24 protein-coding genes and 2 pseudogenes are annotated in these 25,922 nt (G+C 69.5%); 18 read left to right on the top strand and 8 right to left on the bottom strand.

The features are described 5' to 3' along the window. Positions 1-135 precede the first annotated feature (135 nt). The 4 genes and pseudogenes from ACFZAT_RS26185 (at position 136) to ACFZAT_RS26170 (ending at position 3,466) form a co-directional block, all read left to right on the top strand. Complete coding sequence (locus ACFZAT_RS26185) at positions 136-1,494, top strand: rhodanese-like domain-containing protein (protein ID WP_391267674.1); 1,359 nt, start codon at positions 136-138, stop codon at positions 1,492-1,494. Between the two features lie 41 nt (positions 1,495-1,535). Next, a pseudogene (locus ACFZAT_RS26180) lies at positions 1,536-1,877 on the top strand (rhodanese-like domain-containing protein); the annotation flags it as partial. Positions 1,878-2,044: 167 nt separating this feature from the next. Next, a complete protein-coding gene (locus ACFZAT_RS26175) occupies positions 2,045-2,788 on the top strand; it encodes a TSUP family transporter (protein ID WP_391267671.1) in 744 nt (247 codons plus the stop codon). A gap of 102 nt (positions 2,789-2,890) precedes the next feature. Next, on the top strand, positions 2,891-3,466 hold the full coding sequence (locus tag ACFZAT_RS26170) for a rhodanese-like domain-containing protein (RefSeq protein WP_391267669.1): 576 nt from the start codon (positions 2,891-2,893) through the stop codon (positions 3,464-3,466). A gap of 246 nt (positions 3,467-3,712) precedes the next feature. Here ACFZAT_RS26170 and ACFZAT_RS26165 read toward each other — a convergent pair whose 3' ends face one another. Further along, positions 3,713-5,344 carry a CHASE3 domain-containing protein gene (locus ACFZAT_RS26165; RefSeq protein WP_391267667.1) on the bottom strand — a complete coding sequence of 544 codons (1,632 nt, stop codon included), beginning with the start codon at positions 5,342-5,344 and terminating at the stop codon, positions 3,713-3,715. Positions 5,345-5,457: 113 nt separating this feature from the next. Between ACFZAT_RS26165 and ACFZAT_RS26160 the strand changes: the two genes are divergently transcribed. The 7 genes from ACFZAT_RS26160 to ACFZAT_RS26130 all read left to right on the top strand — a co-directional run bounded on the left by ACFZAT_RS26160 (position 5,458) and on the right by ACFZAT_RS26130 (position 13,114). Continuing rightward, a complete protein-coding gene (locus tag ACFZAT_RS26160; protein WP_391267665.1) occupies positions 5,458-6,237 on the top strand; it encodes a response regulator in 780 nt (259 codons plus the stop codon). Between the two features lie 1,629 nt (positions 6,238-7,866). After that, complete coding sequence (locus tag ACFZAT_RS26155) at positions 7,867-8,727, top strand: SigB/SigF/SigG family RNA polymerase sigma factor (protein WP_391267662.1); 861 nt, start codon at positions 7,867-7,869, stop codon at positions 8,725-8,727. A gap of 317 nt (positions 8,728-9,044) precedes the next feature. After that, complete coding sequence (locus ACFZAT_RS26150; RefSeq protein WP_391267660.1) at positions 9,045-10,088, top strand: fatty acid desaturase; 1,044 nt, start codon at positions 9,045-9,047, stop codon at positions 10,086-10,088. A 269-nt stretch (positions 10,089-10,357) separates the two neighbouring features. Further along, positions 10,358-11,167, top strand: coding sequence for an alpha/beta fold hydrolase (locus tag ACFZAT_RS26145; protein WP_391267658.1), 810 nt, complete (start codon positions 10,358-10,360; stop codon positions 11,165-11,167). After that, positions 11,167-12,417: a SpoIIE family protein phosphatase gene (locus tag ACFZAT_RS26140; RefSeq protein ID WP_391267655.1), complete on the top strand. Its 1,251-nt coding sequence runs from the start codon at positions 11,167-11,169 to the stop codon at positions 12,415-12,417. Before ACFZAT_RS26145 ends, ACFZAT_RS26140 begins: the two co-directional genes overlap by 1 nt. Continuing rightward, positions 12,414-12,773 carry an anti-sigma factor antagonist gene (locus ACFZAT_RS26135; RefSeq protein ID WP_391267652.1) on the top strand — a complete coding sequence of 120 codons (360 nt, stop codon included), beginning with the start codon at positions 12,414-12,416 and terminating at the stop codon, positions 12,771-12,773. Before ACFZAT_RS26140 ends, ACFZAT_RS26135 begins: the two co-directional genes overlap by 4 nt. A gap of 59 nt (positions 12,774-12,832) precedes the next feature. Continuing rightward, positions 12,833-13,114 (top strand): hypothetical protein, encoded by a 282-nt coding sequence (locus ACFZAT_RS26130; protein ID WP_391267649.1) that lies wholly within the window; start codon positions 12,833-12,835, stop codon positions 13,112-13,114. Positions 13,115-13,132: 18 nt separating this feature from the next. On the opposite strand, the pseudogene ACFZAT_RS26125 reads toward ACFZAT_RS26130, so the two are convergent. Continuing rightward, positions 13,133-13,931: pseudogene (locus ACFZAT_RS26125) on the bottom strand (serine hydrolase domain-containing protein). Between the two features lie 304 nt (positions 13,932-14,235). Further along, positions 14,236-15,582 (bottom strand): tetratricopeptide repeat protein, encoded by a 1,347-nt coding sequence (locus tag ACFZAT_RS26120; RefSeq protein ID WP_132900362.1) that lies wholly within the window; start codon positions 15,580-15,582, stop codon positions 14,236-14,238. 363 nt (positions 15,583-15,945) lie between these two features. Between ACFZAT_RS26120 and ACFZAT_RS26115 the strand changes: the two genes are divergently transcribed. From ACFZAT_RS26115 to ACFZAT_RS26085, 7 genes are all read left to right on the top strand, one after another. After that, positions 15,946-16,209 (top strand): hypothetical protein, encoded by a 264-nt coding sequence (locus tag ACFZAT_RS26115; RefSeq protein ID WP_391267646.1) that lies wholly within the window; start codon positions 15,946-15,948, stop codon positions 16,207-16,209. Beyond that, positions 16,206-16,688, top strand: a complete 483-nt coding sequence (locus ACFZAT_RS26110) for a hypothetical protein (RefSeq protein ID WP_391267644.1) — start codon at positions 16,206-16,208, stop codon at positions 16,686-16,688. The genes ACFZAT_RS26115 and ACFZAT_RS26110 overlap by 4 nt, the downstream gene beginning before the upstream one ends. A gap of 711 nt (positions 16,689-17,399) precedes the next feature. Further along, the gene (locus tag ACFZAT_RS26105) at positions 17,400-18,305 is read left to right on the top strand and encodes a radical SAM protein (protein WP_391267643.1); all 906 of its coding nucleotides are present in this window, start codon (positions 17,400-17,402) and stop codon (positions 18,303-18,305) included. A gap of 21 nt (positions 18,306-18,326) precedes the next feature. Then, positions 18,327-18,689 carry a hypothetical protein gene (locus ACFZAT_RS26100; protein WP_391267639.1) on the top strand — a complete coding sequence of 121 codons (363 nt, stop codon included), beginning with the start codon at positions 18,327-18,329 and terminating at the stop codon, positions 18,687-18,689. Positions 18,690-18,762: 73 nt separating this feature from the next. Continuing rightward, positions 18,763-19,086: a hypothetical protein gene (locus tag ACFZAT_RS26095; RefSeq protein WP_391267637.1), complete on the top strand. Its 324-nt coding sequence runs from the start codon at positions 18,763-18,765 to the stop codon at positions 19,084-19,086. Positions 19,087-19,370: 284 nt separating this feature from the next. After that, positions 19,371-19,793 (top strand): hypothetical protein, encoded by a 423-nt coding sequence (locus ACFZAT_RS26090; protein WP_391267635.1) that lies wholly within the window; start codon positions 19,371-19,373, stop codon positions 19,791-19,793. Positions 19,794-19,843: 50 nt separating this feature from the next. Continuing rightward, the gene (locus ACFZAT_RS26085; RefSeq protein WP_391267632.1) at positions 19,844-20,494 is read left to right on the top strand and encodes a hypothetical protein; all 651 of its coding nucleotides are present in this window, start codon (positions 19,844-19,846) and stop codon (positions 20,492-20,494) included. A gap of 133 nt (positions 20,495-20,627) precedes the next feature. Here ACFZAT_RS26085 and ACFZAT_RS26080 read toward each other — a convergent pair whose 3' ends face one another. From ACFZAT_RS26080 to ACFZAT_RS26060, 5 genes are all read right to left on the bottom strand, one after another. After that, positions 20,628-22,328 (bottom strand): relaxase/mobilization nuclease domain-containing protein, encoded by a 1,701-nt coding sequence (locus ACFZAT_RS26080; RefSeq protein WP_391267628.1) that lies wholly within the window; start codon positions 22,326-22,328, stop codon positions 20,628-20,630. After that, positions 22,318-22,893 (bottom strand): hypothetical protein, encoded by a 576-nt coding sequence (locus ACFZAT_RS26075; protein WP_391267760.1) that lies wholly within the window; start codon positions 22,891-22,893, stop codon positions 22,318-22,320. The genes ACFZAT_RS26080 and ACFZAT_RS26075 overlap by 11 nt, the downstream gene beginning before the upstream one ends. A 230-nt stretch (positions 22,894-23,123) precedes the next feature. Next, entirely contained in the window at positions 23,124-23,957 is an 834-nt protein-coding gene (locus tag ACFZAT_RS26070) for a DUF2637 domain-containing protein (RefSeq protein ID WP_391267625.1), read from the bottom strand. Positions 23,958-24,142: 185 nt separating this feature from the next. Then, entirely contained in the window at positions 24,143-25,510 is a 1,368-nt protein-coding gene (locus ACFZAT_RS26065; protein WP_391267622.1) for a DUF3631 domain-containing protein, read from the bottom strand. Positions 25,511-25,629: 119 nt separating this feature from the next. Further along, positions 25,630-25,860 (bottom strand): hypothetical protein, encoded by a 231-nt coding sequence (locus ACFZAT_RS26060; protein ID WP_391267758.1) that lies wholly within the window; start codon positions 25,858-25,860, stop codon positions 25,630-25,632. Positions 25,861-25,922: the final 62 nt, after the last annotated feature.

Here is a 25,922-nt window from a genome sequence, read left to right as displayed (position 1 = left end):
CGGTCACATGCGGGGCGGGCACCCGTCGGCCCGGCGCTGTGACCTCTGGCACTTCTGAAATATACCCCCGGGGGTACATGCGTTACAGTCGGCAGCATACCCCGGGGGGTAATTTCCACAGGAAGGAGTATCGAGGTGTTCTTCGTCGACGTGATCGAGCTGGAGGGCCTGGGCAATCGCAGCTACCTCGCCGGCGGCGGGTCGGCCGCGGTGGCGGTGGACCCGCCCCGGGACATCGACCAGGTCCTGACCGCGGCCGCCCGGCGCGGGGTGCGGATCTCCCACGTGGTGGAAACCCACATACACAACGACTACGTCACCGGCGGCCTGGAGCTCGCCCGGATCACGGGCGCGGTGTACCTGGTGCCGTCCGGAGCCGACGTCGCCTTCGCCCGGACCCCGGTCTCCGACGGCGACACGGTCGAGGTCGACACCGGCCTGACCCTCACGGCGGTCGCCACCCCGGGGCACACCCCCCACCACACCGCCTACGTGCTGGAGGAGGCGGGGCGGCCGGTCGCCGCGTTCACCGGCGGCTCCCTGCTGATCGGTACGGTCGGCCGGCCCGACCTCGTCGAACCGCGCCTGACCGAACAGCTGGCCCGTGCCCAGCACGCCTCGGCGCACCGGCTCGCCGACACCCTCCCCGACGACACGGCGGTGCTTCCCACGCACGGATTCGGCAGCTTCTGCTCGTCCGCGCAGGCGGACGGCGACGCCACGACGATCGGCAGGGAGAAGGCGGCCAACACGGCGCTCACCGCGGACGTGGACACGTTCGTCGCCGGACTGCTCGCGGGCCTGGAGGACGTGCCCGCCTACTACACGCACATGGGACCGGCCAATGCCGGCGGCCCCGACCCGGTCGACATGACTCCGCCCGCGGTCGCCGATCCGCGGGAGATCGCCGCGCGGCTCGCGGCCGGCGAGTGGGTCGTGGATCTGCGGAACCGGATCGCCTTCGCCGAGGGGCATGTGGCGGGCTCCTTCAACTTCGAGCTGGACGGCAAGCTCGCGACGTACCTCGCCTGGATGATCCCGTGGGGCAAGCCCGTCACCCTGCTCGCCGAGAGCGCCGGGCAACTGGCGGCGGCCCAGCGGGAGCTCGTCCGCGTCGGCATCGACCGGCCGGCCGCCGCCGCGACGGGCGGCCCCGCCTCCTGGCTGCCGGACGGCGAGAGCCCGGCCTCGTTCCCCCGGGCCACGTTCGGGCAGCTCGCGGCCCAGGACCGCGACGGGATCGTGGTGCTGGACGTGCGCCGCGACTCCGAGCGGGCGGACGGCTGGATCGAGGGGTCGGTCCACATTCCGGTCCACCAGGTGCACCGCCGGCTGGGCGAGGTCCCGGACGGCATCGTCTGGGTGCACTGCGCGGGAGGCATGCGCGCCGGTATCGCCGCCTCCCTGCTGGACGCCGCCGGACGCCGGGTGGTGGCCGTGGACGACGGGTTCGACGCCGCCGCCGATGCCGGGCTGACCGTCGTCACCGCCTGAGGACGCCGAACAACCACAGGCCGAGAGAGAAGAGACCGAGGATGTTCACCCACCGCAAGGCACCGCGCCTGTCCGTGGACGAGGCGCGCGCCCGCACCGGCGGCGAGCGGCCGAAGGCCGTCCTGCTGGATGTGCGGGAGAAACCCGAATGGCACGCCGGGCACGCCCCCGGCTCCCTGCACGCCCCGTTGACGGAACTGGCCGCCGGTGCGGCGCTGCCCGCCGCCGCACAGGGGCGCGCGCTGGTGGTGATCTGTCGCAGCGGACGCCGCTCGCAGCAGGCCGTGACGCTCCTGCGGGAACGGGGCGCGGACGCGGTGGACGTGGAGGGTGGCCTGGACGCGTGGGTCGCCGCCGGACATCCGGTCGTCGACCAACGGGGCGCGGACGCGGTGGACGTGGAGGGTGGCCTGGACGCGTGGGTCGCCGCCGGACACCCGGTCGTCGACCAACGGGGCGCGGACGCGGTGGACGTGGAGGGTGGCCTGGACGCGTGGGTCGCCGCCGGACATCCGGTCGTCGACGAGCGCGAGAACAGCGACTCGATAGCGTGAGCACCCTCATCCTCGCCCTCGTCGCCGGAACCGTCATCGGTCTGGCACTCGGTGCCCTGGGCGGCGGCGGAAGCGTGCTCGCGGTCCCCGCACTGATCTATCTGCTCGGCTTCTCCCCGGCGTCGGCGACCACGGCCGCCCTGCTCATCGTCGCCGCGACCTCCGCCACCGCCCTGTACGCCCACGCCCGCGACGGCAACGTCGCCTGGCGGACCGGCACGCTCTTCGCGGCGGCGGGCATCGCGCCCGCCTTCCTCGCCGCGGCCGCGGCCGGACACCTTCCGGCCGCCGCACTCACCGGGGCCTTCTCGGTCATCGCCGCGCTCGCCGCGCTGCGGATGCTCCGCCCGGCCGCCTCGGAGCCACCCGGCCGGGTCCGCCCCGCCAAGGCCGTCGGCGCGGGAGTCGGGCTGGGCGCCGTGACCGGATTCCTGGGTGTGGGCGGCGGGTTCCTCGCCGTCCCGGCCCTGGTCGGGGTCCTCGGCCTCCGGATGAAGCAGGCGGTGGGCACCAGCCTCCTGGTCATCACCGTCAACTCACTGGCCGCACTCACCGCGCGGGCCGGGACGGGAGGGGACCTGCGCTGGGAGGTGATCGCCCCCTTCGCCGGGGCGGCGATCCTGGGCGCCTGGGACGGCAAGCGCCTCGCGTCGAAGATCACCGGCCAGACCCTGCAGCGCGTCTTCGCCGTCGTCCTCCTGGCTGTGGCGGCCGTGATGCTCGTCGACGTATTCGTCTGAGGCCCGCCACCCCGGCCTGCCCACTCCTCCACGTATACCCCCAGGGGTATATCCACTCAGCCCACCCGCGGGGCCCCACCGACAGCAAAGGACCACACCGCCATGTCCGCACCCACCACTCTCGGCACCGGTGAAGCACGCACCCGCCTGCACGAACTGACCGTGATCGACGTCCGCACCCCCGGCGAGTACGCGGGCGGACACCTGCCCGGCGCCCTCAACATCCCCCTCGACCGGATCCAGCAGGCGCTGCCCGACATCCGGCACGCCGCCGAGCGCGGCGACATCCTGGTCGTCTGCGCCTCCGGCGCGCGGTCCGAGAAGGCGTGCCGCGTCCTCGCCGACCACCACATCAGCACCGCCACCCTCTCCGGTGGCACCGGGGCGTGGGCGGCCGATGGCCACGACCTGCACCGTCCCGCGCGCGGCACCCGCGCCACGTGGGGCATGGAGCGTCAGGTCCGCCTCACCGCGGGAACCGTCGTCCTGATCGGGCTGCTCCTCGGCGTCCTCGTCCACCCCGCGTTCCAGATCCTCTCGGCGGGGATCGCCGCCGGGCTGGTCTTCTCCGCACTCACCAACACCTGCGGCATGGCCGCCATGCTCGCCAAACTCCCCCACAACCGCCCCCGCCCCGGCGACCTCGACACCACCCTGGCCGAACTCCGGGCCCGCTGAGCACACGAACGACAGCGGCCACCGGGACACGAACGGCTGCCGGGCGCGGGACGGAATACCCACCGGCGCCCCCCTACCCGCGAAAGCGCCTCGACCGGAACCGGTCGAGGCGCTCACCGCGGGCCGGAGAATGCTCCTCCCCGGCGGGGCGAGGGTAGGGGCCTGCTCTCCACGGCCTCCATGACGCCGGTGACAGTGGCGGCCTTCGCATGCAGCCGCTTCGTACGGGATGGGCCTGAAGGGGCTTCAAGCGCGTTGTTCCCGGCCGCGGTCATTGAGGTGCTCCGCGTCCGGCCGGGTCGCCTCGGGCAACGTGGTGAGGCCGGGTGATTGAGGCGGTTCGGGTGCCAGGGTGAACGACATGCGGGTTCCGCCGCGGTACTCCGGGTCGACGGCGATGGTGCCACCGTGGAAATCCACGATCTTCTTGCACATCGCCAGGCCGATACCGCTGCCGCTGTAGGCGTCCTTGGTGTGCAGCCGCTGGAAGATGACGAATACCTTCTCGGCGTACTCGGCGGGGATACCGATGCCGTTGTCCGTGACGGTGAACCGCCACAGCCCACCTTCCGGGGCCGCGCCGATGTGGATGCTCGGCGCCTCTCCGGGGCGGTGGAACTTGACGGAGTTACCGATCAGGTTCTGCCAGAGCATGGCCATCTGACTCGAATCGGCGACCAGGGTCGGCAGGGGATCGTGAGTGATCGTCGCTCCGGTCTCCTCGATGGCTACGCTCAGCGCCGACAGGGTGTCGTCCAGCACCGCACTCAGGTCGATGCTCTCGTGGGCGTTGTGCACGCGGCCCACGCGGGAGAAGTTGAGCAGATCGCTGATGAGCGTCTGCATGCGGTTCGCACCGTCGACGGCGAAGTCGATGTACTGGTCGGCTCGCTCGTCGAGTTGGCTCCCGTAGCGGCGCTGCAGGAGCTGGGTGAAGCTGGAAACCTTGCGCAGCGGTTCCTGGAGGTCGTGGGAGGCCACGTAGGCGAACTGCTCCAGTTCGGCGTTGGAACGCTGAAGGTCTGCGGCCTGAGCGTCCAACCGCAGCCGCGCCTCCTCGGTGAAGGCCAGTTCACGTACGAGGCGGCGGCGCATGCGATCGATCTCACTGCTCAGGTGGCGCAGGTCGGCCGGGCCGGTCGGGGTGATCGGGTGGTCGAAGTCGCCGGCGGCGATGGCGCGGGCGTCGGCTCCGAGCTGATCCAGGGGCCGGTTGATACCGCGACGCAGCCCTTCGAAGACAAGAGCGGCGAGAACGAGCAGGAGTAGTGCGATGGTGCCGAACACCCAGTTTCGCAAGGTCGCCGTGGACTGCAGGTCCGCTCTGCCCTGAACGCGGTCCGCACGCAACATCTCCTGCTGGCGCTTCAGAGCCGCACGAATGTCGTCAAAAGTAGCTTTGCCCTCGGCCACCCGTTGCGTGGCCAGCGCGGGGGGCGCGCCCGGCGGCTCTGCGGCGATGGGCCGGGCGATTCTCTCGTGCCACCTGTCCACGGCATCCCGCACCGCGTCGAGGTCCTTCAGCCGGGCGCGGTCTTGGTGGAGCAGGTCCTCCAGCGACTGCATGTACGCCTTCTGGTCCACGAGCCCCTGCCGGTAGGGACGCAGGAAGTCCGGTATACCGGTCAGGCCGTAGCCGCGGATGCCGGTCTCCTGGTTGACCAGGGCCGTCTCCAGACGGAAGGCGGTCGAGAGGGAGGGGGACCGTACGTCGGTGAGGTTGTTGCTGATCGACTGGGTCCGCTCAAGGACCCAGGCACCCGTGATCCCGAGCACGCTGAGGATCACCAGGGAGGCGGCCACTCCCACGCGTAGCCAGCGGCGGGTCGTCCAGGTGGGCAGTCTCCGCGGGCGCGGTTCCCGTGCGTCGCCGGTCATGGTGGGAGCTCCTCGTTGGGGCAGCCCCTCTGGTCGGCTGCGGCCAGCACACTCTAGACCCGATCGACAACGAATGTTGTCGTGCGGATGGCAGGGGGCCTACAGTGCCGGGTATGCCGGGCAAGAACTTCGTACTGTGGACCACTGCTGAGCAGACGGCCGCCATCGCGGACGCGCGGATCAGCGACCTCGCGCATCGTCTTGCCCGCCAACTGCAGGAAAGCCGAGAAAGCACGGCATCCCCCGCAAGCGACGCCCCGGCATATCCGCTGGCTCTGCTCCACGTACTGGACCAGTTGCAGCAGGCGACGGAGCGACTGCAACGGCAGGCCGCCACGGAGGCCGCCCGTGCGGGCGCCGGATACCCGCAGATCGGCGCCGCCTGCGGCATGACCCGCCAAGGGGCCCGGCGCCGCTGGCCGGGCCTCTTCCACCACTCCAACGAAAAGCCCACGGAGCACCCGACGATGACCACTCCTGCCCGTCCCTTCGACGTCCTGCTGGTCGAGGACGACATGGCCGACGCCATGCTCATCGAAGAGGCCCTCTCCGAGCGCGGGGCCCGCAATCTGGTCCAGGTCACCGACGGAGTCGCCGCCCTGGAACATCTCCGTTCCCCCGGCACGGTCCGGCCCGACCTCATCGTCCTCGACCTCAACATGCCGCGTATGAACGGTCAGGACCTGCTGAAGGTACTGAAGACCGACGACGACCTGCAGACCATCCCCGTCGTCGTGCTCACCACGTCCACCGCCCCGGAAGACGTCACCAGCGCGTACAACAGCCACGCCAACGCCTACGTGACCAAGCCCGTCAACCTGGACTCGTTCGAGCAGGCCGTACAGAGCATCGACGCTTTTTACCTCGACACTGCCACCCGCCCCCGGCCATAAAGCGTTTCGCACGGGTCGCGGGACGAAGGTGCCCGGATCTCCCGGTCGAGGGTCGGCGGCAGATCAACGATCTGTCCGGAACCGCGGGATGAAGTCGGCTCAGTGGCCGGGTGCGGGGTCGGCCCAGTCGCTCACGCAGGCGACTGAGCGTGCAGGAGCGCCCCGGCCGGCCAACACCGGCCGGGGCGCTTCACTGCAGGTCGGAGGGTTACCCCTCCTCTTTCGCGAGGTAGGCCGTGTGGGACTCGAACCCACAACCAACGGATTAAAAGTCCTGGCCGGGGTCGGGTGGGTGATGCCAGGCGCTGCCGCCGCGTCCCGAGACGACTGGTCGGAGGGGGTGGTCGGTGCCACGTGGTCCGGACGCGAGCGGGTTGTACCGGAACGTCCGCTCACGCATCGCTCACGCATGGACGGCGTCGTGGCGTGCTCGACGCCGACCCCAGCGGGAAGGGTCTGGCGCCCGATCTCGCTGAAAGCGGGGCTCCCGTGGGCGGAAAGATGCCGCTGGAGAGGCGACACGCGGGGCGCACCACGGGCGATCCAGCCGCATGGCAGGGCGTTCACGCCGGGCGTACCGTGAGAGCCAGGGCGGGATACGGCATGTGAGGGCTGCGTGCACCGATCCGACTTGCCGGGAGGTCACGGCATGGTACGGGGTATCCGCAACACCGTGGGACTTGTTCTGGCCGTACTCGGTGCGGCCGCAGCGCTCTGGGCTCCCTTCCGCAACTGGTACGCCGGGCGGCTCGGACACGACTTCCGAGTGTGGGAGCTGTTCACCGGGGCCGGCATCACGGATTCCGGCGCGGGCCTCTTCGCATCCATGTTTCTCCCGCTCCTGGTGGGAGCCCTCCTCACCGTTCTCGGCGTCGCGTTCCGGTCCCGGCTCCTTGTTCTGGTCGCCGGGATCATCACGCTCGGATTCGCCGTTCTCTGGATGGTCCGGCAGGCGCAGGCTCAAGGCAGCCTGACGGTGACGGGCGACAGCGACGGGCTCGGCAGCGGTGTGGGGCTGGCTCTGCTCGGTGGTCTCCTCATGCTGATCGGCTCGGCCGTCATGAGCGGGCGCGAGCGCAGGGCCGTGCGCCGTGCACGGCGTGAGCAGGAGGGGCGGGCGCAGGACGCGCTGGACCGTGAGGACGCAGAGCATCACCGCACCGGGGTCCAGGACACCTACGGTGCGGCCGCACGGGATATGACAGCGGGGAGCGGGACCGACCGGCCCGATGGGGCCGCGGCGCGACCCGGCGTCAGTGCAGGCCCCAGCCGGAGCGCCCCGGACCGAGACGTTGCGCCGCGGCGTTCCGTCCGCCCGTCCCAAGAGCAGTCGGCACCGGCACCGCGCGGCCGGCCGGTACCGACGAGGGGAGACGACGGCGCCGAGCCCACGCGGGGGGAGCCGGACCGGACACAGTACGAGCAGAGCGACCGGCCCACGGGGTCCCACCGGACCGAACGTGGACACGGCCGAGGGGACAGCGCACACCCGGGTCGCGAAGACCAGCGGTAAAGCGCGCGACGATTAAGCCCCTTGCCCAGATCTGCGTACACCGTCCGGATACGGGTAGGTGGGCCCGTATGCCGACGGGTCTCCGTGGCAGCTTCTGGGGCAGGGGAAACATCGCAATGCCGCTATCCACGACGGCTCCGGCCTCCGCCACTGAGGCACCCCTCACGGCGCTCCCGCAGATCCGCGACCCCCGGAAGGTGGCTCCGAAGGACGCTCGCGTCCTCAGCACCATCTTCTTCGAGCGGTTGAGGGTGCTGGAAGAGGGAACGCACGAGTACCAGTACGCGCGCAACACCCTGATCGAGACGAATCTGTCGCTGGTCCAGTTCGCCGCGCGACGGTTCCGCAACCGCGGCAGCGGCGAGATGGAGGAGATCGTCCAGGTCGGAACGGTCGGCCTGATCAAGGCGATCGACCGGTTCGACCTCAGCCGGGAGGTCGAGTTCGCCTCCTTCGCCATCCCCTACATAGTCGGGGAGATCAAGCGGTTCTTCCGTGACTCCACCTGGGCGGTTCACGTACCGCGACGCCTGCAGGAGCTGCGCGTCACCCTCGCCAAGACCAGGGAGGAGCTCTCCGGACGGCTGGACCGGGATCCCAGCGTTCCGGAACTCGCCCGCCATCTGCAGCTCAGCGAGGGCGAGATCATCGACGGTCTCATCGCCTCGAACGGGTACACAGCCGGATCGCTGGACGCTCCCCTCGGAGGCGACGGGAACAGCGCGTCGGCCGTCACCTACGGCGACGTCGAAGGGGATGTCGACCCCGGCATCGAGAAGATCGAGAACCTTCAGGCGCTGGCTCCCCTCCTCCAAAGCCTCACCGACCGGGACCGGGACATCGTGACCATGCGCTTCGGCCAGGAGATGACCCAGTCCGAGATCGGGCGGGAGCTCGGCATCTCCCAGATGCACGTGTCCCGGCTCCTGGCCCACCTCCTCGACCGGCTCCGCACCGGCATGCTCGCGCAGAACTGAGCAGGGTCATGCAAACGGCCATGACCACCCCGGGGCGACCACGGAAGTGGCCCTTGATCGCCTCACAGATTCTTCCCAGGGCTCGAACATCGAGCTGCGCATATACGCCTCTCGCCTCACGGAAAGACCTCTACGTCTCTTTCCCGTGATCAGTTCCGCACCACCCCGGCCGTCCAGTTCGTGATGCGCAAAGGGGCACGGCAGTGTCGAGCGGGCCCAGAAGCGGCTCACCCTGATGCCGTGATGGTGCCCGCCCCACCCCATCGCGGCGACCGCCGCAACGGCAGCCCCGTGTCGCCCACGAAAGGTTCGTACGCATGACCGCAGAAGCCTCCGTCCTCCCCGAGCGGACGACTGGGAGCGATTTCGCCCGGTTGTCCAAGAGAATCGCCGACCACGGTCTGATGGCCCGGCGCCCCCGCTACTACGCGATACGTATCGTCGCCGTGAGCACCCTGTACGTCGCCGGCTGGACCGCGTTCGCTCTCGTCGGCGCCTCTTGGTGGAACCTCGCCGTCGCGGCCTTCCTCGCCGCGGTCTTCGGCCAGGTGGCGCTGCTGGCCCACGACATCGCCCACCGCCAGGTCTTCCGGCTCCGCAAGGCCAGCGAGCGGTCGGGACGGATCGCCGCGAACGTCGGCATCGGTATGGGCTACGGCTGGTGGCAGGACAAGCACACTCGCCACCATGCCAACCCCAACCACGAGACACTCGACCCCGACATCGAACCCGACCTGCTGGTCTGGTCGCAGGACCAGGCCCGGTCGGCCAAGGGTCTGCCCCGGCTGATCGGCCGCTCGCAGGCATATCTGTTCTTTCCCCTTGTCACCCTGGAAGCCTTCAACCTGCACGTGTCGGGCCTGAGGGCGCTGGCCGACCGTTCGCTCAAGCACCGGATGCTGGAGGGGTCGCTGCTCATAGCGCACTGCGCGGTCTACCTGAGCGTGCTGTTCCTGGTACTGCCGCCCGGCATGGCGATCGCCTTCCTCGCCGTCCACCAGGGCCTCTTCGGCCTCTACCTCGGCTCGGTGTTCGCCCCCAACCACAAGGGCATGCCGATCCGTACAGGCAACGACCGTCCGGACTTCCTGCGCCGCCAGGTCCTCACCTCACGCAACGTCCGCGGCAACTGGGTCACCGACATCGTCCTGGGCGGGCTGAACTACCAGATCGAGCACCACCTGTTCCCCAGCATGCCCAGCCCCAACCTGCGCAAGGCTCGGCTCGTCGTCCGGCGGTACTGCGAAGAGCTGGGTGTCGCCTACCTGGAGACCAGCCTGCTCGTCTCCTACCAGCAAGCCCTCCGCAGCCTTCACCAAGCGGGCGCTCCACTGCGGCCCGCGGAAGCACACACCGTCTGATCAGTGTGTCCCTCCTCGCCCACAGGGCCCCCACCCACCGCTACCGCGTGATGCGCCCGCCCCGCCGACGCCCGGCAGGCGTACGACTCCACCGGCTCGTACGTCGCACTCCCGGTCCCACGGCCGGCGTGCGCCTCCCGGCGACCCCGACCTCGGGATGCGAATCCCGTGAAACACCTCATGGATGTTGCCGAGTGCTGTCGCGGGGGCTGAGGCACGGAACGGTCGGCACGCGACCGTCCCGTGAGGCATCTGCGAGGATGGCGGACATGGACGTGCGGAGCAGGAACCATGTGACGGTGACCGGCAAGGCCGGTGCGCCGGTGGTGATGCTGGCGCACGGGTTCGGGTGCGATCAGAACATGTGGCGTCTGGTGGTGCCGACACTGGAGCGGTACTTCACCGTCGTCCTCTTCGACCATGTCGGCTCAGGTAACTCGGACCTTTCGTCCTGGAGCCAGGAGCGGTACGGAACGATGAGCGGATACGTCGCCGATGTCCTGGAGATAGTAAGGGAGTTGGCGGTCGGACCGGTCACCTTCGTGGGGCATTCGGTGAGTGCGATGATGGGCGTGCTGGCCGCCGCGCGCGAGCCCGAGGCGTTCGCCGGGCTGGTGCTGCTGGCACCGTCCCCCTGCTTCGTCGACGATCCGGCCACCGGGTACCGGGGTGGTTTCAGTGCCGCCGACATCGATGAACTGCTGGAGTCGCTGGACGCGAACTACCTCGGATGGTCGGGCGCGATGGCTCCGGTGATCATGGGCAACCCGGAGCGGCCCGAGCTGGGTGAGGAGCTGACGAACAGCTTCTGTCGCACGGACCCGCAGATCGCGCGGGTCTTCGCCCGGGTGACGTTCCTGTCCGACAATCGCGCCGACCTCGCCGCGGTACGGGCGCCCACGCTGGTCGCCCAGTGCTCCAGCGACGCGATCGCTCCGCCGGAGGTGGGCGCGTACGTTCATGCGCAGATCCCTCACAGCCGGCTCGTGACGCTGAGCGCGACGGGACACTGCCCTCAGCTGTCGGCCCCCGAGGAGACCGCCACGGCGATCACCGCGTTCGCGAGGATGCCACGGTGATGTGCGACCCGACGGACAGCAAGAACCAGGCACCGTCGGGCGAGGAGGCCCGCTTCTCCGAGCTGCTGGAAGACAGCACCGAGGATCTCTACGAACACGCCCCGTGCGGCTTCCTCTCCACTCTGCTGGACGGCCGCATCGCCAAAACCAACGCGACCCTGCTGAACTGGCTCGGCTACGAGCGCGGGGACCTGGTGGGCCGTATGTCCTTCTCCGACCTCCTGACCGTCGGCGGAAGGCTCTACCACGAGACCCACTTCGCCCCGTTGCTGCGGATGCAGGGCGAGGTCAGCGGCATCGCCCTGGAACTCAGAGCAGCCGACGGCTCATATCTACCCGTGATGGTCACCTCGACGGTCAAAACCGGCAGCGACGGGCAGCCCCTGCTGATCCGTACCACCCTCTTCGACGCCCGCGACCGGCGCGCCTACGAGACGGAACTACTGCGCGCCCGACAAGAGGCCGACCGGGAAAGCGACCGCCTGAAACTCCTCAACACCACGCTCCAGAAGACACTGCTGCCTCCCGCTCTGGCGAACGTGCCCGGCCTGGATGTCGCCGCGCACTACCACATCGCCTCAGTCGACGAGGTCGGCGGCGACTTCTACGATCTGTTCCCCCTCGCCGCCGGCACCTGGGGCCTCTTCCTGGGCGACGTGTGCGGCAAGGGCGCCGCCGCCGCGGCCGTCACCTCTCTGGCCCGCTACACCCTGCGCGCCGCCGCCGTCTACAACCCGGACCCGGCCGCCGTACTCGCCAATCTCAACACCGTCCTCAACCACGAATACCAGGGCACCGACCCCCGCTTCTGCACCGTCGTCTTCGGCCTGCTCACCCCCGACACCGATCGGGGCGGCTTCCGGATCACGCTGGCCAGCGGCGGCCACCCCCCGGCCCTGCTGATGCGCGCCGTCGGCACCGCCGACTTCCTGCCCACCCCGGGCGGACAGCTCATCGGTGTCCTGCCCGACGCCCACATCGCCACCACCACCGTCCACCTCGCGCCCGGCGACACCCTGCTCCTGCACACCGACGGTCTCACCGAAGCCCACACCACCGCTGCCGGAGGCGACGACCGCTACGGCGACGACGCTCTCCTCGACTTCGGCCGCCAACTCGCCCCCACCACCGCGTCGGACACCATCGGCGCAGTCCGCGACCTGCTCCACACCTTCGGCAGCGGGGTGGACGACGACACCGCCGTCCTCGCCGTTCACGTGCCCCGACCCCTCAGTGAAGAGCAGCAGTGACCCAGCACCTGACCCTCAGTATCCGCACCACCGCTGCCGGCACGGTCATGGAACTCGCCGGGGAACTCGACCACCACACCGCGCCCCAGGTCCGCGACGCCCTCCTCCGGCTCACCCTGCGCCCTGGCCAACAGCTCGTCATCGACCTCAAGGGCATCACCTTCTGCGACTCCAGCGGACTCACCATCCTCATCGCCGCCCGCAACCACGCTCTGGCCGCCGATACGGCCATCGCGCTGGCAGCCATCCCCGAACGTCTCGCCCGCATCCTCGGTATCACCGGTCTGGACCATGTCTTCCCCAGCCACCCCACCGCCCAGGACGCCGAAAACGCCTGGCGAACCGTTTCGGACTGACCCGTCAGATCCTCCGTCAACGGACGCGATCGCTCACGCATGCGCACCCGGACAACGGAGTGCCCCGACCGGCCGTGGAGGCCCGCGCCCTCGCCCTGGCCGTCCGCGACCGCCTGCCCGCCGACACCCCGGGAGCGGTCGCGGTGGGCACCGTGGACGGAGCACTCGTCCTCGCCCTCAACAAGGCGGCCCACGGTGCCGGTATGAACGCCGCCCAGCTGGTGAAGCAGCTCCTCGGAGGCCGGGGCGGCGGCTCCGCGGAGGTGGCCCAGGGCGGCGGCCTCGGGCCGGCCGGAGTCTCCGGTGCCCTCGCGGGACTGCCTGCTGTGATCAACGCGTAAGGACCGCCTGGCCACTGATCAGGCGAAGGCCAACTGTCGGAAAGAGTTGCGGACGTCGGTCAGTGGCTGTCGGTCGCGGGTGTAGTAGAGCTTGTTGGTCAGCAGTACCGCCCATCGGTCTTGCGTGGGGGAGATCCACATGCCGGTGCCGGTGAAGCCGTAGTGGACCCAGACGTCCTGCTCGTCGGTGGTGTCGGGAGCCGGGTGCCAGAACAGGCCGCGCTCCGGTTGGAGGGCGCCGGTCTGCACGGTGAGGGAGTGGGCGCTCCACTCGGCGCCGAAGCCGGCCTCGGCGGGGGCCGTGGTCGGGGCGACCATGTAGCGCAGGAAGACGGCTAGGTCGTCGAGGACAGTGAAGACGCCGGCGATACCGCATACGCCGCTCAGGAGCCGGGCGGAGAAGTCGTGGGCGACGCCCTTGAGGTGGGTGTCGGTGTCCTGGTCGAGTTCGGTGGGAGCGCACTTGGCCGCGAGGTCGGCGGGCAGCGGCCCGTACCGGGTGGAGTCCATGCCGAGCGGGCGCCAAGTCCTCTTCTCGGCCAGCTGGTCGAGCGGTTGACCGGAGAGGTGCTCGGCGAGGTAGCCGAGAATGAGGGCCGCCCGGTCGGTGTACTCGACGGCTTCCCCGGGGGGCCGGTTGAGGGCTTCGCGCAGAACCCCGCATCCTCACGTCGGGTTCATCGGGGTCCAAGGCCCCGGTGGCACCGGACGCCTGAACGCCGCCGGAGTCGCCGACAGCCCACACGGCCCCCGGATAGACCTTGTCGCGGACGCCTTCGCTCAGCAGGTTCTCGATGCGGTCGGTCTCGAACGGCATGGACTCCCTCTTCGTGTGGGCATCCCGGCGGCCAGCGTAATGACGTGAGGGGTCCGGGTCGGGCAGCGGCGTGCCGCTGGGACGCAGGTGCGTTGCCTCAGGTGAGCTGACGGCCGAGGCCGGCCAGACCTAGGCACGCGTCGTTGCTGGAGCCGGCGTAGGAGGACTCGCGGTGGGTCGGCTGCTCGCTCACTTGAACCTCTCCAGTGCATAGCGGATTCGACCGGTGGGGTGCCGGGCGCCCAATACCCCTTCGGTAGTGCGAGTGAACCCCGCTGCTCCAAGGAGGAGAGTGGGGCAGTCGCTAGACGGGAACCATCTCGGGGCGCACGACGGTCCGAGCGCGTTCGTACAACGCTTGCGCGGCGTGATTCCGAACGTGCGGGCTGATCAGGTTGAACATGTCCGTCATGCGCTTGTCAATTCGGCCCGAATTGACAAGCGGATAGTCGTCCAGTGCGAGCCCCCATGTATGGCAAGCCGCTTCAAGATGACCGACGGCCAATTGGCGCTCGGCGAGGATCGCGCGCTCCTTGACACGCGTCCGCCGATAGATGCTGTATCGGAGTCGATCCGATTCCTCCAAGGCGGCAACCGCACCGTGCACGTCGCCCATCTCGAAGCGAACCTGACCGGTGTGGTAGTTGAGTGCAGCAGGGTCATACGAACCGAACACCTTGCCTCGCGACTCCGCCTTGTCCATCGCCATTTCGGCCTCCTGCAAGTACATGCGCGCAGACCGTCGGTCACCGATCTGTGCGGCGGCGTGCGCTTGCTGACCCGCGAGGAAGGCACGCATCCGCGGCCCAGCTTGCGGCGAGGACGCCGCCGCGGAGTCGGCAAGCCGCATTGCAATGGGGCCTTGGCCAAGGTCAACGGCTTGCACGCTCATGCCGCGCAGGGTCGTGCAGTAGGTCAGATGATCTTCCGACGCTCCCGCAAGCTGTAGTGCTTGGAGGTAGTAACGCTGTGCGAGTCCATGCAGACCCTCATCAACGGCCATGTACCCCGTGAGGTAACAGAGGTCAGATGCCGCAGACATCATGGCTTTTCGGACGTCTTCGGGGCCGGGCGTCCGTAGGAACGGAGCGACCGTGTTCACGAGGAAGGTTGCGGCCAATGGGCGAGCGGTGCGACCCCCGAATTGGTCATCCAGGGACGAGAGCTGTTCCGTCATCGCCGCTACTGTCTGCACGTCGGACATGCCTATACGGGTTCGCATGCCTCTCTGGGCAGCTTCCATCCGCCCCACTACGTCCGGCCACTCCGGAACGGTCAAGGCGACGGAGAACAGCGCGGCGCTTAGCACGCTACGGCGGGAAGGGTCCATGTCCAGCCTTCCAAGATCAATGATCCCGTCAACCGTGCTGGATGGTGTCGCCTCCCTTTCGCTCTCGGGGGCCGGGAAGCCAGCTTCGGCGTGAGTGACGGGTCGCCCCAACCTCCGGGCGAACGCTTCCAAGATCAGCGACCGTGCATCCTCGCGCGGAACGCTCCCGCTCATCCACTGGTGAACGGAAGGTGCACGGTACTGCTTGGGGGTTCCCCGTTCGGTACCGACCCGGTTGATCGCTTGCGCGCACTGGCGCAGCGTCCAGCCGGTCTCGCGGAACAGACGCTCTAGCGCAGTGTTCGGCTCACTGGTGCCCACGGTCGTTCAACTCCCCTGCACGGTCGCGTTAATCGCTTAACGCTCTTAATCCTTGTGCGCTTCCCAACAGTACCGCTGGGCGTGATCGCGCGGTTGCCTAGAGCGAACAGCCGGAACCGCAGTGGAAGGGGACGAGCGAGTGAGCACAGAGCCGGTACCGCCCCGAGTGGGCGTGCTGATGGTGGACACCGCGCGGGGCGAGGTCTGCGAGTTTCGCGGGGTTTGGTGCGGCAAGTGGTCGCTCCGTCCTGTTGGTGGTGGCACGGAATGGACCGCCGACCCCGAGGGCGTTGAGCCCGCCACCGCGGAACAGTGTTTGCGCGCCGAAGTCGCCCTCGCGAACGCGCGTAGCCGGAGGCGGCTGTGACCCGTCGATTCCGGCTCATGAACTGGTCGTTGGTGCCGACCGACGACGAGCCCGACACCCCCGCCGTGACGCACACCTTTCGCTGCTACACCCTGGACGACGACGACAAGGAATGCGGGGCCGAGTCCGGACCGCAGGCGGATGTCAACGCCGCGCAGCGGTGGGCGTTCAACCACTGGAAGTCCACCGACCAGGAACACTCGGCGTTCGGTGAGTGGACCATACGGCCGTGGGGGATGCACCAGGACGGCCCGGCATGACTGGCGCTGCCGAGCCGGCGGGCTACTGGGCCGAGGTGCGCGCGGAAGGGCCGGTTTACGGGACCGGTGAGACCGCGCAGTACGTCTTAGGCTCCTTCCGGACGATCTCCCCCGTGCTCGTGCTCCGGTGGCTCCGGGGTGAGGCCCTGCACCTCGCGGACCGGCTCGACCCGGACCCGGAGCGTTCCGCGTGGGTTGAGCCGACCATGCGCGCGGACACGGTGCCGGTCCCCGACTGCCCCACGGAACTCCGCGTGTGGGCGTCGGAGTTCCGCGACCGCACGGCGCGCGAGCACATCAAGGGCGGGCATCCGCTGTTCGAGACGTTCCCGGATGCGGACTGTACGTACAGCCTGTCCGTGTGGCCGGTGACCCTCCCCGCCGGCGACCCGCACCAGCCGTTACCCGCGCCGCAGACACACCGGGTTGGCAGGCTGTCCCACCCGCTGTACGTGCTCGCAGAAAGCCCGTGGAGGTGAGCCGTGCGGTACTCCGTCCCGACACTGCACCGCCCGACTGAGGCCGAGAGAGCCACCGCGCGTGAGGCTGCCCGTGCAGATGCGGCAACGATCATCGAGCGGTACAAGGCTCGTGAGTCCTTGGCCCGCATCGCTGCCGACTACCGGGTTACCGAGCCCTGGTTGCGGCTCCGCTTCGCCGAGTGGGGCGTCCCCCGCCGCCCGCTGCACGAATCCCACGCCCACCGCCGCCCCGCTGGCCACATATTTCGAGGACGTATGCCCCGCCGTACCACAGCAGAGATCGAACGCGCGAAGACCGAGTGCGCCGCCGCCCGAGCCGACGTGATCGAGCGCTATGAGGCTGGCGAGTCCGCTGCCCGACTCGCCCGCGAGTATCGCGTCCCCCAGGGATGGTTCTCGGTGCAGTTGGGGAGGTGGGGCGTTCAGGTCCGCGACCGGTCCGCCGCTGCTGTTGTTCGCGGCCCCGGGCCCCGACCCCCGGGGGCCCGGAAGCTCTGAGACTCCGCCCCCCCCCGCCGCATGACGCGCTCTGCGGGAGGGGGGCGGGCACTACCCCGATCGGCTGTCTGCGTGACGGTCGGCAGCCGGCCGGAACCACTGCAACAGCGCACAACCCTGGGGTCCAAGTCCCCATGTCCGGCGGGAAAGTGGCTGCTTCCCCGCCGGACCGCGCACCAGAGAACCCACCGACGTAAGAGGGGATTACTCATGGCACAGAGCACATTATCGGCGCTGCGGTTCGCGTGGCTGGAAGTGACCGGCCTTTGTCAGGAGACATGTTCTCACTGCTACGCGGACAGCGGACCGCAGGGAACGCACGGCACCATGACCGTCGCGAACTGGTTGAGCGTCATCGACCAGCTTGCGGACATGGGCACCGTGGACGTTCAGTTCATCGGCGGGGAACCGACGCTGTACCCCAACCTGTCCGAGCTGATCGGGCACGCGCACGGGCGGGGGCTCGGCATCGAGGTGTTCTCGAACATGGCGCACATCCGCCCGGAACTGTGGGACGCGTTCACGCAGCACGGCGTCAAGCTCGCCACGTCGTACTACTCGGACAACTCCACCGAGCACGACCAGGTGACCGGGCTCCGTGGTTCGCACCGCAAGACCCGTTCCAACGTCCAGAAGGCGTTGGAACTCGGCATCCCGATGCGGGGCGGGGTCGTCGCGGTGCGCTCCGGACAGCGTGTCGAGGAAGCGGCGCGGGACCTGGTGTCGCTCGGCGTACCGCAGGTGGGCGGGGACCGAACCAGGGCGTTCGGACGGGCCAGTCAGGGAGCCGCGCCGACGATCAAGGATCTCTGCGGGCACTGCGCGCACGAGAAGTGCGCCATCGGTCCCACGGGCGACATGTGGCCGTGCGTACTCGGGCGGTTCCTGACCATGGGCAACGTCAAGACCAGTCCGGTTGCCGAGGTCTGGAACGGCGCGCAGGCTGCCCGGGTCACCGCCGATATCGCAGCCGTGCACGGCAACGGAGTTCAGTCGTGCACGCCGCCGCAGTTCCTACCGATGTGCGGTCCGTGCGGTCCGTGCGTTCCGTCGGTGGGGCACTGTGACCCCCGAGAGGCAACCGCGGAGGCGTCGGCCATCGGCGCACCCGCCTAACCGGTACAGGAGACAGCGACCATGAACGATCACGGCGACGACTTCAACGTGTGGTGCGGAGACACGGGCAGTGCCACCGCGCACCGCACCGAGGAGGAATGGCTAGACGTCGCACGCTACGTGCGGCACGCCGCCAACAAGCTGTTGCCGCACGCCTTGCCGCTGTGCCTGCCCGGGGAACCGCAGCAGTGCGGACGAGTCGCGCAACAGCACGTCATGGCGTGGGCAGCGGTGCTCAAGGCTGCCGCACAGCATGTGATCGAGGACGCCTCGCCGGCTCCTGCGCACGCGTACTACGCGGGCCACACCCTGTACCAGCGTTCCTTGGCCGAGCTGCGAGGGCAGGCAGGACCCCCGAGCACGCCCGGGAACGTCAACGGGTAGGGCCCCAAGTTCCGTCCGGCAACGCGGAATCTTCCTCGCGCTGCCGGACGGAAACGGCAGAAAGAGAACCGTTTTGGACACCCAACGCGACCCCACGCAGGGGCTTGCCAGATACAACCTGGTCGATGCCGCCTACTTTGACGACAGCGACCGTGACGGGGCCGTGGGAGCTGGTGTGCGGCTCGTCAACGTGCTCCGCCGGTTCGGTGTTGATCTGGACAGCATCTCGGCCGAAAGGGTCTGCCACAACTGCACCCCCAACATCCGGGACTCGTACCGCCTTGAGCTGGGCTCGCTGTCGATCGCCGAGACCAACGAGAAGGCAGCGCAACTTGAAGACTTCGCCGCCGAGTTCGAGCGGATGCACGAGTTGCTGAACTCCCCTTCGGCCGACTAGACCCCGCCGGACCCGCTCCCCCTAAGCCCCGTCCGCCTCTCTCGTTCCTAGAGGCAGGTGGGCGGGTGGCACCCCCGACCGGACAAGCCCCGAGTAGGGACAGGCCGTGTCCCGTCTGAGTTGACGTGCTCAGGCTCCCGCCCCGGTCCGCCCCCGTATGCGGGGTGCCGCTCGCCCCAAGGAGCGGTGAGGGTGCCACACCCCGGCCCCGTCCGTGTGCTGCCCCCGTGGCACACGGACGGGGCTCCGTTGTTCCGAATCCCACACTCCGAGGACCGTTCGACGTGTTGCAGTGCACCGCCTACACCGAGATACCCGAGATTGACGCCCTGGTCGCCCTGACCGTGATGGAAGGGGGCCCCGACCAGCCGCCGGACGCTCTCGCCCTCTGTGACTTCCTGCTGTGCGAACTCGGCGAGCACGACGACCAGGCCGAGCACGCCGCGCAGCTCTGGACCGCCGAGATTCCCGTCATGCGCGACCTGTGGCTGTTCTGGACCGACACCCGTACGTACAGGTTCGCCGAGCTGCCCCCGTGCCCCGCGACCGCCCACGCCGATTCCGTCACGCGGGCGCAGGCGTGCATGTTCTACGTCGGGCACTGCGCACACCACTCATGGCAGGTGACGGACCCGCTTGACGAGGTGCTGGCCGAGCGTGCCCGAGCTGAAGTGCAACGCATCTGGGACACCCGGGGCGAGACATGAGCGGCCTACATGACCGGCACCGCCCCTGCCCATCGAACAGAAGGCCCACCATGCGCGTTCCCGTCCCGTACGTTGCCGCCCTTAGCAGCGACCTCCCGCCCTTCGAAGATGACCTATGTGTGGAGGTGCCGCGTAACGGCGTGCCCCACATCGCCTACATGAAGCCCCGCCACGGTGACCGCGACGCACACGGCAACCTGTGGGGCCGTGTGACGCGTGTTCCCGGCGGGCGCATCCTGTTTGAACAGATGGACCCCGTCCGGCAACGACAGTGCATGGCAGGGCTGCTGTGCCAAGTCTGCGCGCGACCCGCCGAGCGGGAAGGCGGAACGCTGTTCATCGAGTGGCAGCACGCCGACGACCGCTCGATGCAGCTCAACCGGATCAAGACCGACATGCCGCCGCTGTGCCCGCCATGCGCGGCCCTGTCCCTGCGGCACTGCTCGTTTCTCCGACGAGACCAGACGGTTGTACTGCTGCGCGTCCGCAAGTCGGTCCCTTGCGGTGTCGCCGGAACCGTCTACCGGGTGACCCCAGCGCTGGACCAATGGATTCCGTCCGAGTTCGACATCTACAGCAGCTACAGCAAGCCGCGCTATCCGGGAATGCTCGCCGTTCGCATGCTCCGCAAGCTCAACGGTGTGTCCGTGGTGGACCCGGACAGCCTCGCGGCCGAGCTAGAAGGGACGCCCCCGCTCTAGGGGCCGGACTGGTGCCCGTTTCTGCTGGCTCGGCTGGACCGGTCCGAACGTGCCCTTCCCCCACTCCGTTCGGACCGTTCCCCGCTCGCACAGAACTGGAGTTCCTGGGGGGCATACTCGGCCGCCCGTCGCTTCAGCGGTGCCGCTGGCTTTGCTCTTCGCGCCTCCCGGACACTGGTGTCGCGGGAAGGGGTGGCGTGGCGGACAGGCGCGAGGTGCCGCTGGTGGTGCTTCGGCTGCGGGCCGCCTGCGTCCGACGGTTCGGTTGAGCGGTGATGCGCCAGTTGAGGACCTCGGCGGGGTGCTCCGCGGTGTCCAGTTCCCGCTGGGCGGCGACTTCGGCCAGGAGGCGTCGGGGGTTGTGGCCGGCGGTTTCGGCGTGGGCGAGGGTGGTGGTGAGGGCGGTCCAGTTGGGGTCGGTGAGGATCCGGTTGGCGTGGTGGGGGAGGGCCGCGCGCACGTCTTGCTCGTAGCGGCGGGTGGTTGCGGCCCGTGGTGCGCGGCGGGCCAAGTCCGCGAGGACGGGTGTGGCGGACTGCTGGTATGCCGACTGGAGGTGGCGGAAGGCTTCCTCGGCTGCGGCCACCTGTTGTTCGTGGCCGCGCTGTTCGTGCCAATTGGCGGCGGCGCGGGCCAGGTGCACGGTGGCGAAGAGCAGGGAGATGGCGAGTCCGCCCGGCTCGTTGGAGGCATAGGCGAGTTCCCTGGCGGCCTCGCGCAGGGCGGTGGCGGCCTGGTGGTCGGCACGAATGGCGGAGCGGCGGGCGCGGTTGAACGCCATCGCCGCCGCGCGTAGTTCTGGCCTGTGTGGGCCGGGTGTGGTGCTGGCGATGTTGTACAGGGCGTCGCCGAAGGCGGCCAGGTGGCCCTGGGCGTCGGCATCGTCACCGGAGTCGAGGACGGCGCGGGCCGCGTGTATGGCGGTGGTGGTGTGCCGCCATGGGTCGGTGGAGTCCGCCACGTGCCGGGGGCGGTCCGCCGCTTCCTGGTTGGGGAGGCGTTCGCGTAGGCGGTTGATGGAGAGGTCGGGGGCGAGTTTCGAGCCGCCGTACCAGAGGGGTTCGCCTGCCGCGTTGGTGTCGCCGGGGGCGGCAAGGCTGTAGCCGAGGCTGTAGCCGGTTTCGGGGCCGAGGCGGGTCTTGACCTTGATGCCGAGGGATTGCAGCACGGTGAAGTAATCGGCCTCGGTTCGTACGGCGGCTGCGGCCGCGTACGCCTGCTCGCGCAGCCAGTGCCGTGCGGTGACCGTCTGGCCCTGGCGTTCGGCCTTGGCGCGTTCGGCGCCGGTGGGGGTGCGGGGCGCGGTGAGGTCGCCGGATTTCAGGCGGCGCAGGCCGAACTCGGCCTCGATCTTGCGGCACTCCGCCTGGGCGCGCTGGCCGTCGCGGTGGGTGCGCGGGCGGCGCCCGTCGGCGCGGACGGTGGTGGCCATGATGTGGATGTGGTCGTCGGCGTGGCGGACCGCGATCCACCGGCATGCCTTCTCGTCGCCCTCGGAGGCGATGCCTGCGGCGTGAACGATGCGGCGCGCAACCTCCGCCCATTCGGTGTCGGTGAGGTAGCGGTCGCCGGGCGCGGTGCGGACCGGGCAGTGCCAGACGTGCTGGGGTGGTTTCCTGCCGCCCAGCTCGCGGGTGCGCAGGTCGACGTGGGCGTCGAGGCGCTTGGCGAGCTGGGTGTAGGTGGCCTCGGGGTTGCGGCCGGGGTCCGGGGCGCCGGCCAAGTCCCAGGCGGCGACGATGTGAGGGTCGGTGTGTTCGTCCCGGCGGCCGGGGCCGAAGAGGTAGGCGATCAGTCCGCGGGTGTCGGAGCCGGTGGAGACGTCAGGAACCATGCGCGGTGCCTCCCGTCAGGAGCTGGTCGATCAGCCGGTAGCAGCTCTCGGCTGCTTGCTCGACGCGGTCCAGAACCGCCTCGGCGCGCTCGGGCACTGTTCCTCGGTGGATGGCTGCGGTGATTTGGTTGAGGTTCCTGCCGATGCGGTCGAGTGCGACGGTGTGTGCCTCGACGGCCTCGATCAGCGGGCGGAGGGGATCGTCTTCCGGGCTGCCGACCAGCCCGGCCTTGCCTTGGGCGACGGCGAGGGCGGCGTCGCCGACGAATCCGGCGAACTTCTGACCGCGCTGGTGAGCGGCGGCGCTGATCACCCCGACCGCTGTCCGCGTGAAGCGGATGGTCTTCTCCTGGTCGCGCTTCTCCACCGTGCGCTTGCGGTTCATCAGCGCAGGCAGGGCGGGGGCGTCGAGATCCCGCCAAGAGGGCTGCTCGACGGGAGGCGGGACGTCGGTCGACGGCTGAGTGCTCGGGGCGATGGAGTCGACTGTCGGCGGGCAGCTGGTCTCGGCTGCAGCCTCCTCCGGCTCGGGCGCCCCCTGGCGCCCGGCCTTCTCCTCCGCCACCCCTGGGGCGGGGGCAAGCGCGGACGAAGCCTCGTTAGAGGCTCGTTCGCTCCAGCTTGCTCCGCCCGGGGCAGGGGTGGTGATCGGCTGCTGGGTGGCGTACAGGGAACTGGGGAGGGGCTGTTCGTGCATGCGCGGGCTCTCTGACTCGTGTGAGGCGGTGACGGGGGAAGTGGTCTCGCCCCGGAGGAGTTCCGAGGCGAGCGTCCGGTGTGTGGAGGAGGGCTGGTCTACACGGAGACCCCGGCGGAGGACTGGTCGCACTCTGCTTGGAGCAGGGCCTTGGCCTTCTCCAGGCGTTCGCGGCGGCCGGGCCTGAGCCCCTTGTCGCGGATGGCCGTCTCCATGTGGCGGCGGGAGACACGGCCGTTACGGCCCAAGGGGGCGATACGGCCGATCTCGACCACCTGTTCCCACGTGGCCATCGGCTGCTGATCGCCATGCTTGGCGGACGGCTTCGCGGGCTGGGCCACTTGCCCAGCGGCCTGCTCGACCTGCTCGACCTGCTCGGCGATGTTGTGGTCTGACGGTGGTTCCGTGGGGGCGGATGCCCCGCCACCTTCTGAGGTGGCGGCCGCCGTGATGTGGCGGCCCGCGTGGCGAGGCTCCGCGTGGTCGGGGCGGCGCTGGACGAGCAGGTAGAGGTGGACGGCACCGGCGAGGGCAAGGGGAGCGATCGCCGAGATGAGGCCGACCGTGACGTTGTCCAAGGCGAGCCCGCCCGGGTGGGTCTGTTGGTTGAGGCGGATGGCGTGCAGGACGTTGGCCCAGATACTGGTGGCGGTGGCGATGCCGACCAGGCCCGCGACGTACATGCGCGGGCGCAAGGGCGCGGTGTGCAGGACGAGCAGGGCACCGATGCCGATGGCTATGAAGCCGTCGATCACGAGCGGGAAGGCGTACGTAAGCACCTGGTGGATGTGGCTGGCGGCTGCCATCTGGCGCAGGGCGTCGTACGAGAGCGCGAAGGCGGCCAAGGCCAGGAGGGCCACGCCGGCGCGAATCAGGGCGGGCAGGAACGTGGGTGTCGTGGCGGGTGGGGCGGTAGTGATGCGAGAAAGCAAGGGGAGGACGCTCCAGGCGTGGGAGGGCGGCTCTGTCGTGAAGGGTGTGACCTGTCGCGACCCGTCGCGGGCCTGGTCAGGGCAGGTGCGGGTCGTGTTCGCGACATCGGGTCGACTCGTCACTGGGGGATGACCCGTCCCGGCCCTGACCTGCGAGGCGATGGGTCGGGACGGGTCGCGACGGGTCAGGCGTCGGCTGTGGGCCCCTGCCCGGGCAGCGGTTCGGCGGCCGGTACCGGCTCGGGGCAGTAGCGGGCCCAGGCGTCGGCGAAGTGCTGCCGGGCGTATCCCCTGGCCTGGAAGCCGTCGGGGAAGCGGTGGCTGGAGGCGCTGATGCCGTAGTCCTTCAGCAGGATTTGCAAGCCGCGCGCGGTCAGGCCCTTGTCCTTGTATTCAGGCCAGGGCGACTCGTTGTCCTCATTGAGGATGCCGAGCAGGCGACCGGTGCGGAGGAGGGCGGGATCGCCTTCGGCGGCGAAGGCACGCCGAACATCGGCGAGGAGCCGGATGTTCAGGGCGCTGTTGTCCTGGTCCTGCTCCGCCTCGTGCTTCGTCATGGCCATACAGGCGGTACGGGCGGCCTCGGGCCAGGAGCCGCCTGCGAGGTCGGCGACCGCGATCAGCGGCTGCCAGGTGTCGGCGGCCCGGTCCTCCACCGGCATCGCCGGGGTGAGGTCCATGGCTGTGTCGTGAAGGGGACGGAGCCAGGCCACGAGCCGGTCGCGCACTGCGTGCAGAGCGGGTGTGTCCCGTACCGAGCGGAACTCCGCGACCTTCTCACCAGGCCCTCGGCGCCGCATCCGGATCACCACCGACCGGTCCATGATCGTGTCGGGCAGGTCGCCGATCCCGGCGAGGGCGGCCATCGCGAAGGTCGGAAACTTCGCCACCTCGTGGTTGGGGCCGGAGACCCGCAGCGTCGGACGGTTGCGCTGGTGACCGGCGTTGAGCAGACCGCGCATCTCCTCGTTCTTCTCCGCCACCTTCACCGAACCGAAGAGCGTGTCGGCCTCGTCGACCAGCAGAGTCGGTGGGTTCTCCGTGATCGACCGGAACACCGCGGCAGCCGACGCGTTGACTGTGATCAACGGGTCGTGCACGGTCTCGACGACCACGTCCAGCAGGCGGGACTTCCCACACCGCTTGGCCGGCCCGACGATCGCAAGGCGAGGCGCGTGCTGCCAGGCGGTCTGCAGATGCGTAGCCGCCACCCACAGCGTGGCGGCGTCCAGCGCCTCCGGCGAGGGCAGGATGACGAATTTCCGGAGGCGCCGACGGAGTTCATCAAGGACGTCCGCCCCGGAAGCCTCCTTGATCTCGCGCGCCGAGGAGCACTCGTCCGTGTACTGTCCTCCATCCACCGGTGCGCATTCGATCAAGGTCGACAGCGGCCTCGGCTCATCGTCGTTGGAATGGTTCTGCAGTGCGGGCTGTTGCACGGAGCAGCTCCTCGTCTGGCGGTGGTGGGCTCGCACGCCCTTGTCGCCGGGTTGGTTCTTCCAGGGCCGTTCGGGGTTGCTCGGGCCTCCGGCGTTGCACCGCCGGGGGCCCATCCCTGTCTCGCGGGCTCCAGGCCACGGCGAGGGAACACGGACCGTACGTCCAAGCCCGGCAACAGTCCAGCGTTTCTGTGTCAGCTCAGCGCAGAACGGTTCGCTACGCTCCCGCCCCGTCACGCCGCAAGCCCGAGCAGCGTCAGCAGGTCTGCGGTCACCACTCGGTAGGCGCTGCCCAGCCGCAGCACCTTGCACGGGTACTGGCCGCGCCTCGCCAGTTCGTACCCCTTGCTTCGCCCCAACCCCAACGCTCGATTGCCCGTATCCAGGTCAACCGCCACAGGCAGCCCCAGCAGCTCCTCCCGGCTCATGCCCCTCGCTCCGTCGGCGTGTCCGTTCTCGCGCATGCGCGCTCCATCCATGACTGAGCCCTCGGCGAACACGACGATCACGCTCGTCTCCAGGCCAT

The sequence above is a fragment of the Streptomyces sp. NPDC008163 genome, assembly GCF_042956885.1.
Lineage (GTDB): Bacteria > Actinomycetota > Actinomycetes > Streptomycetales > Streptomycetaceae > Streptomyces > Streptomyces drozdowiczii_A.
The sequence above is the reverse complement of the archived record's forward strand: the minus strand, read 5'-3'. Positions and strand labels throughout refer to the sequence as shown.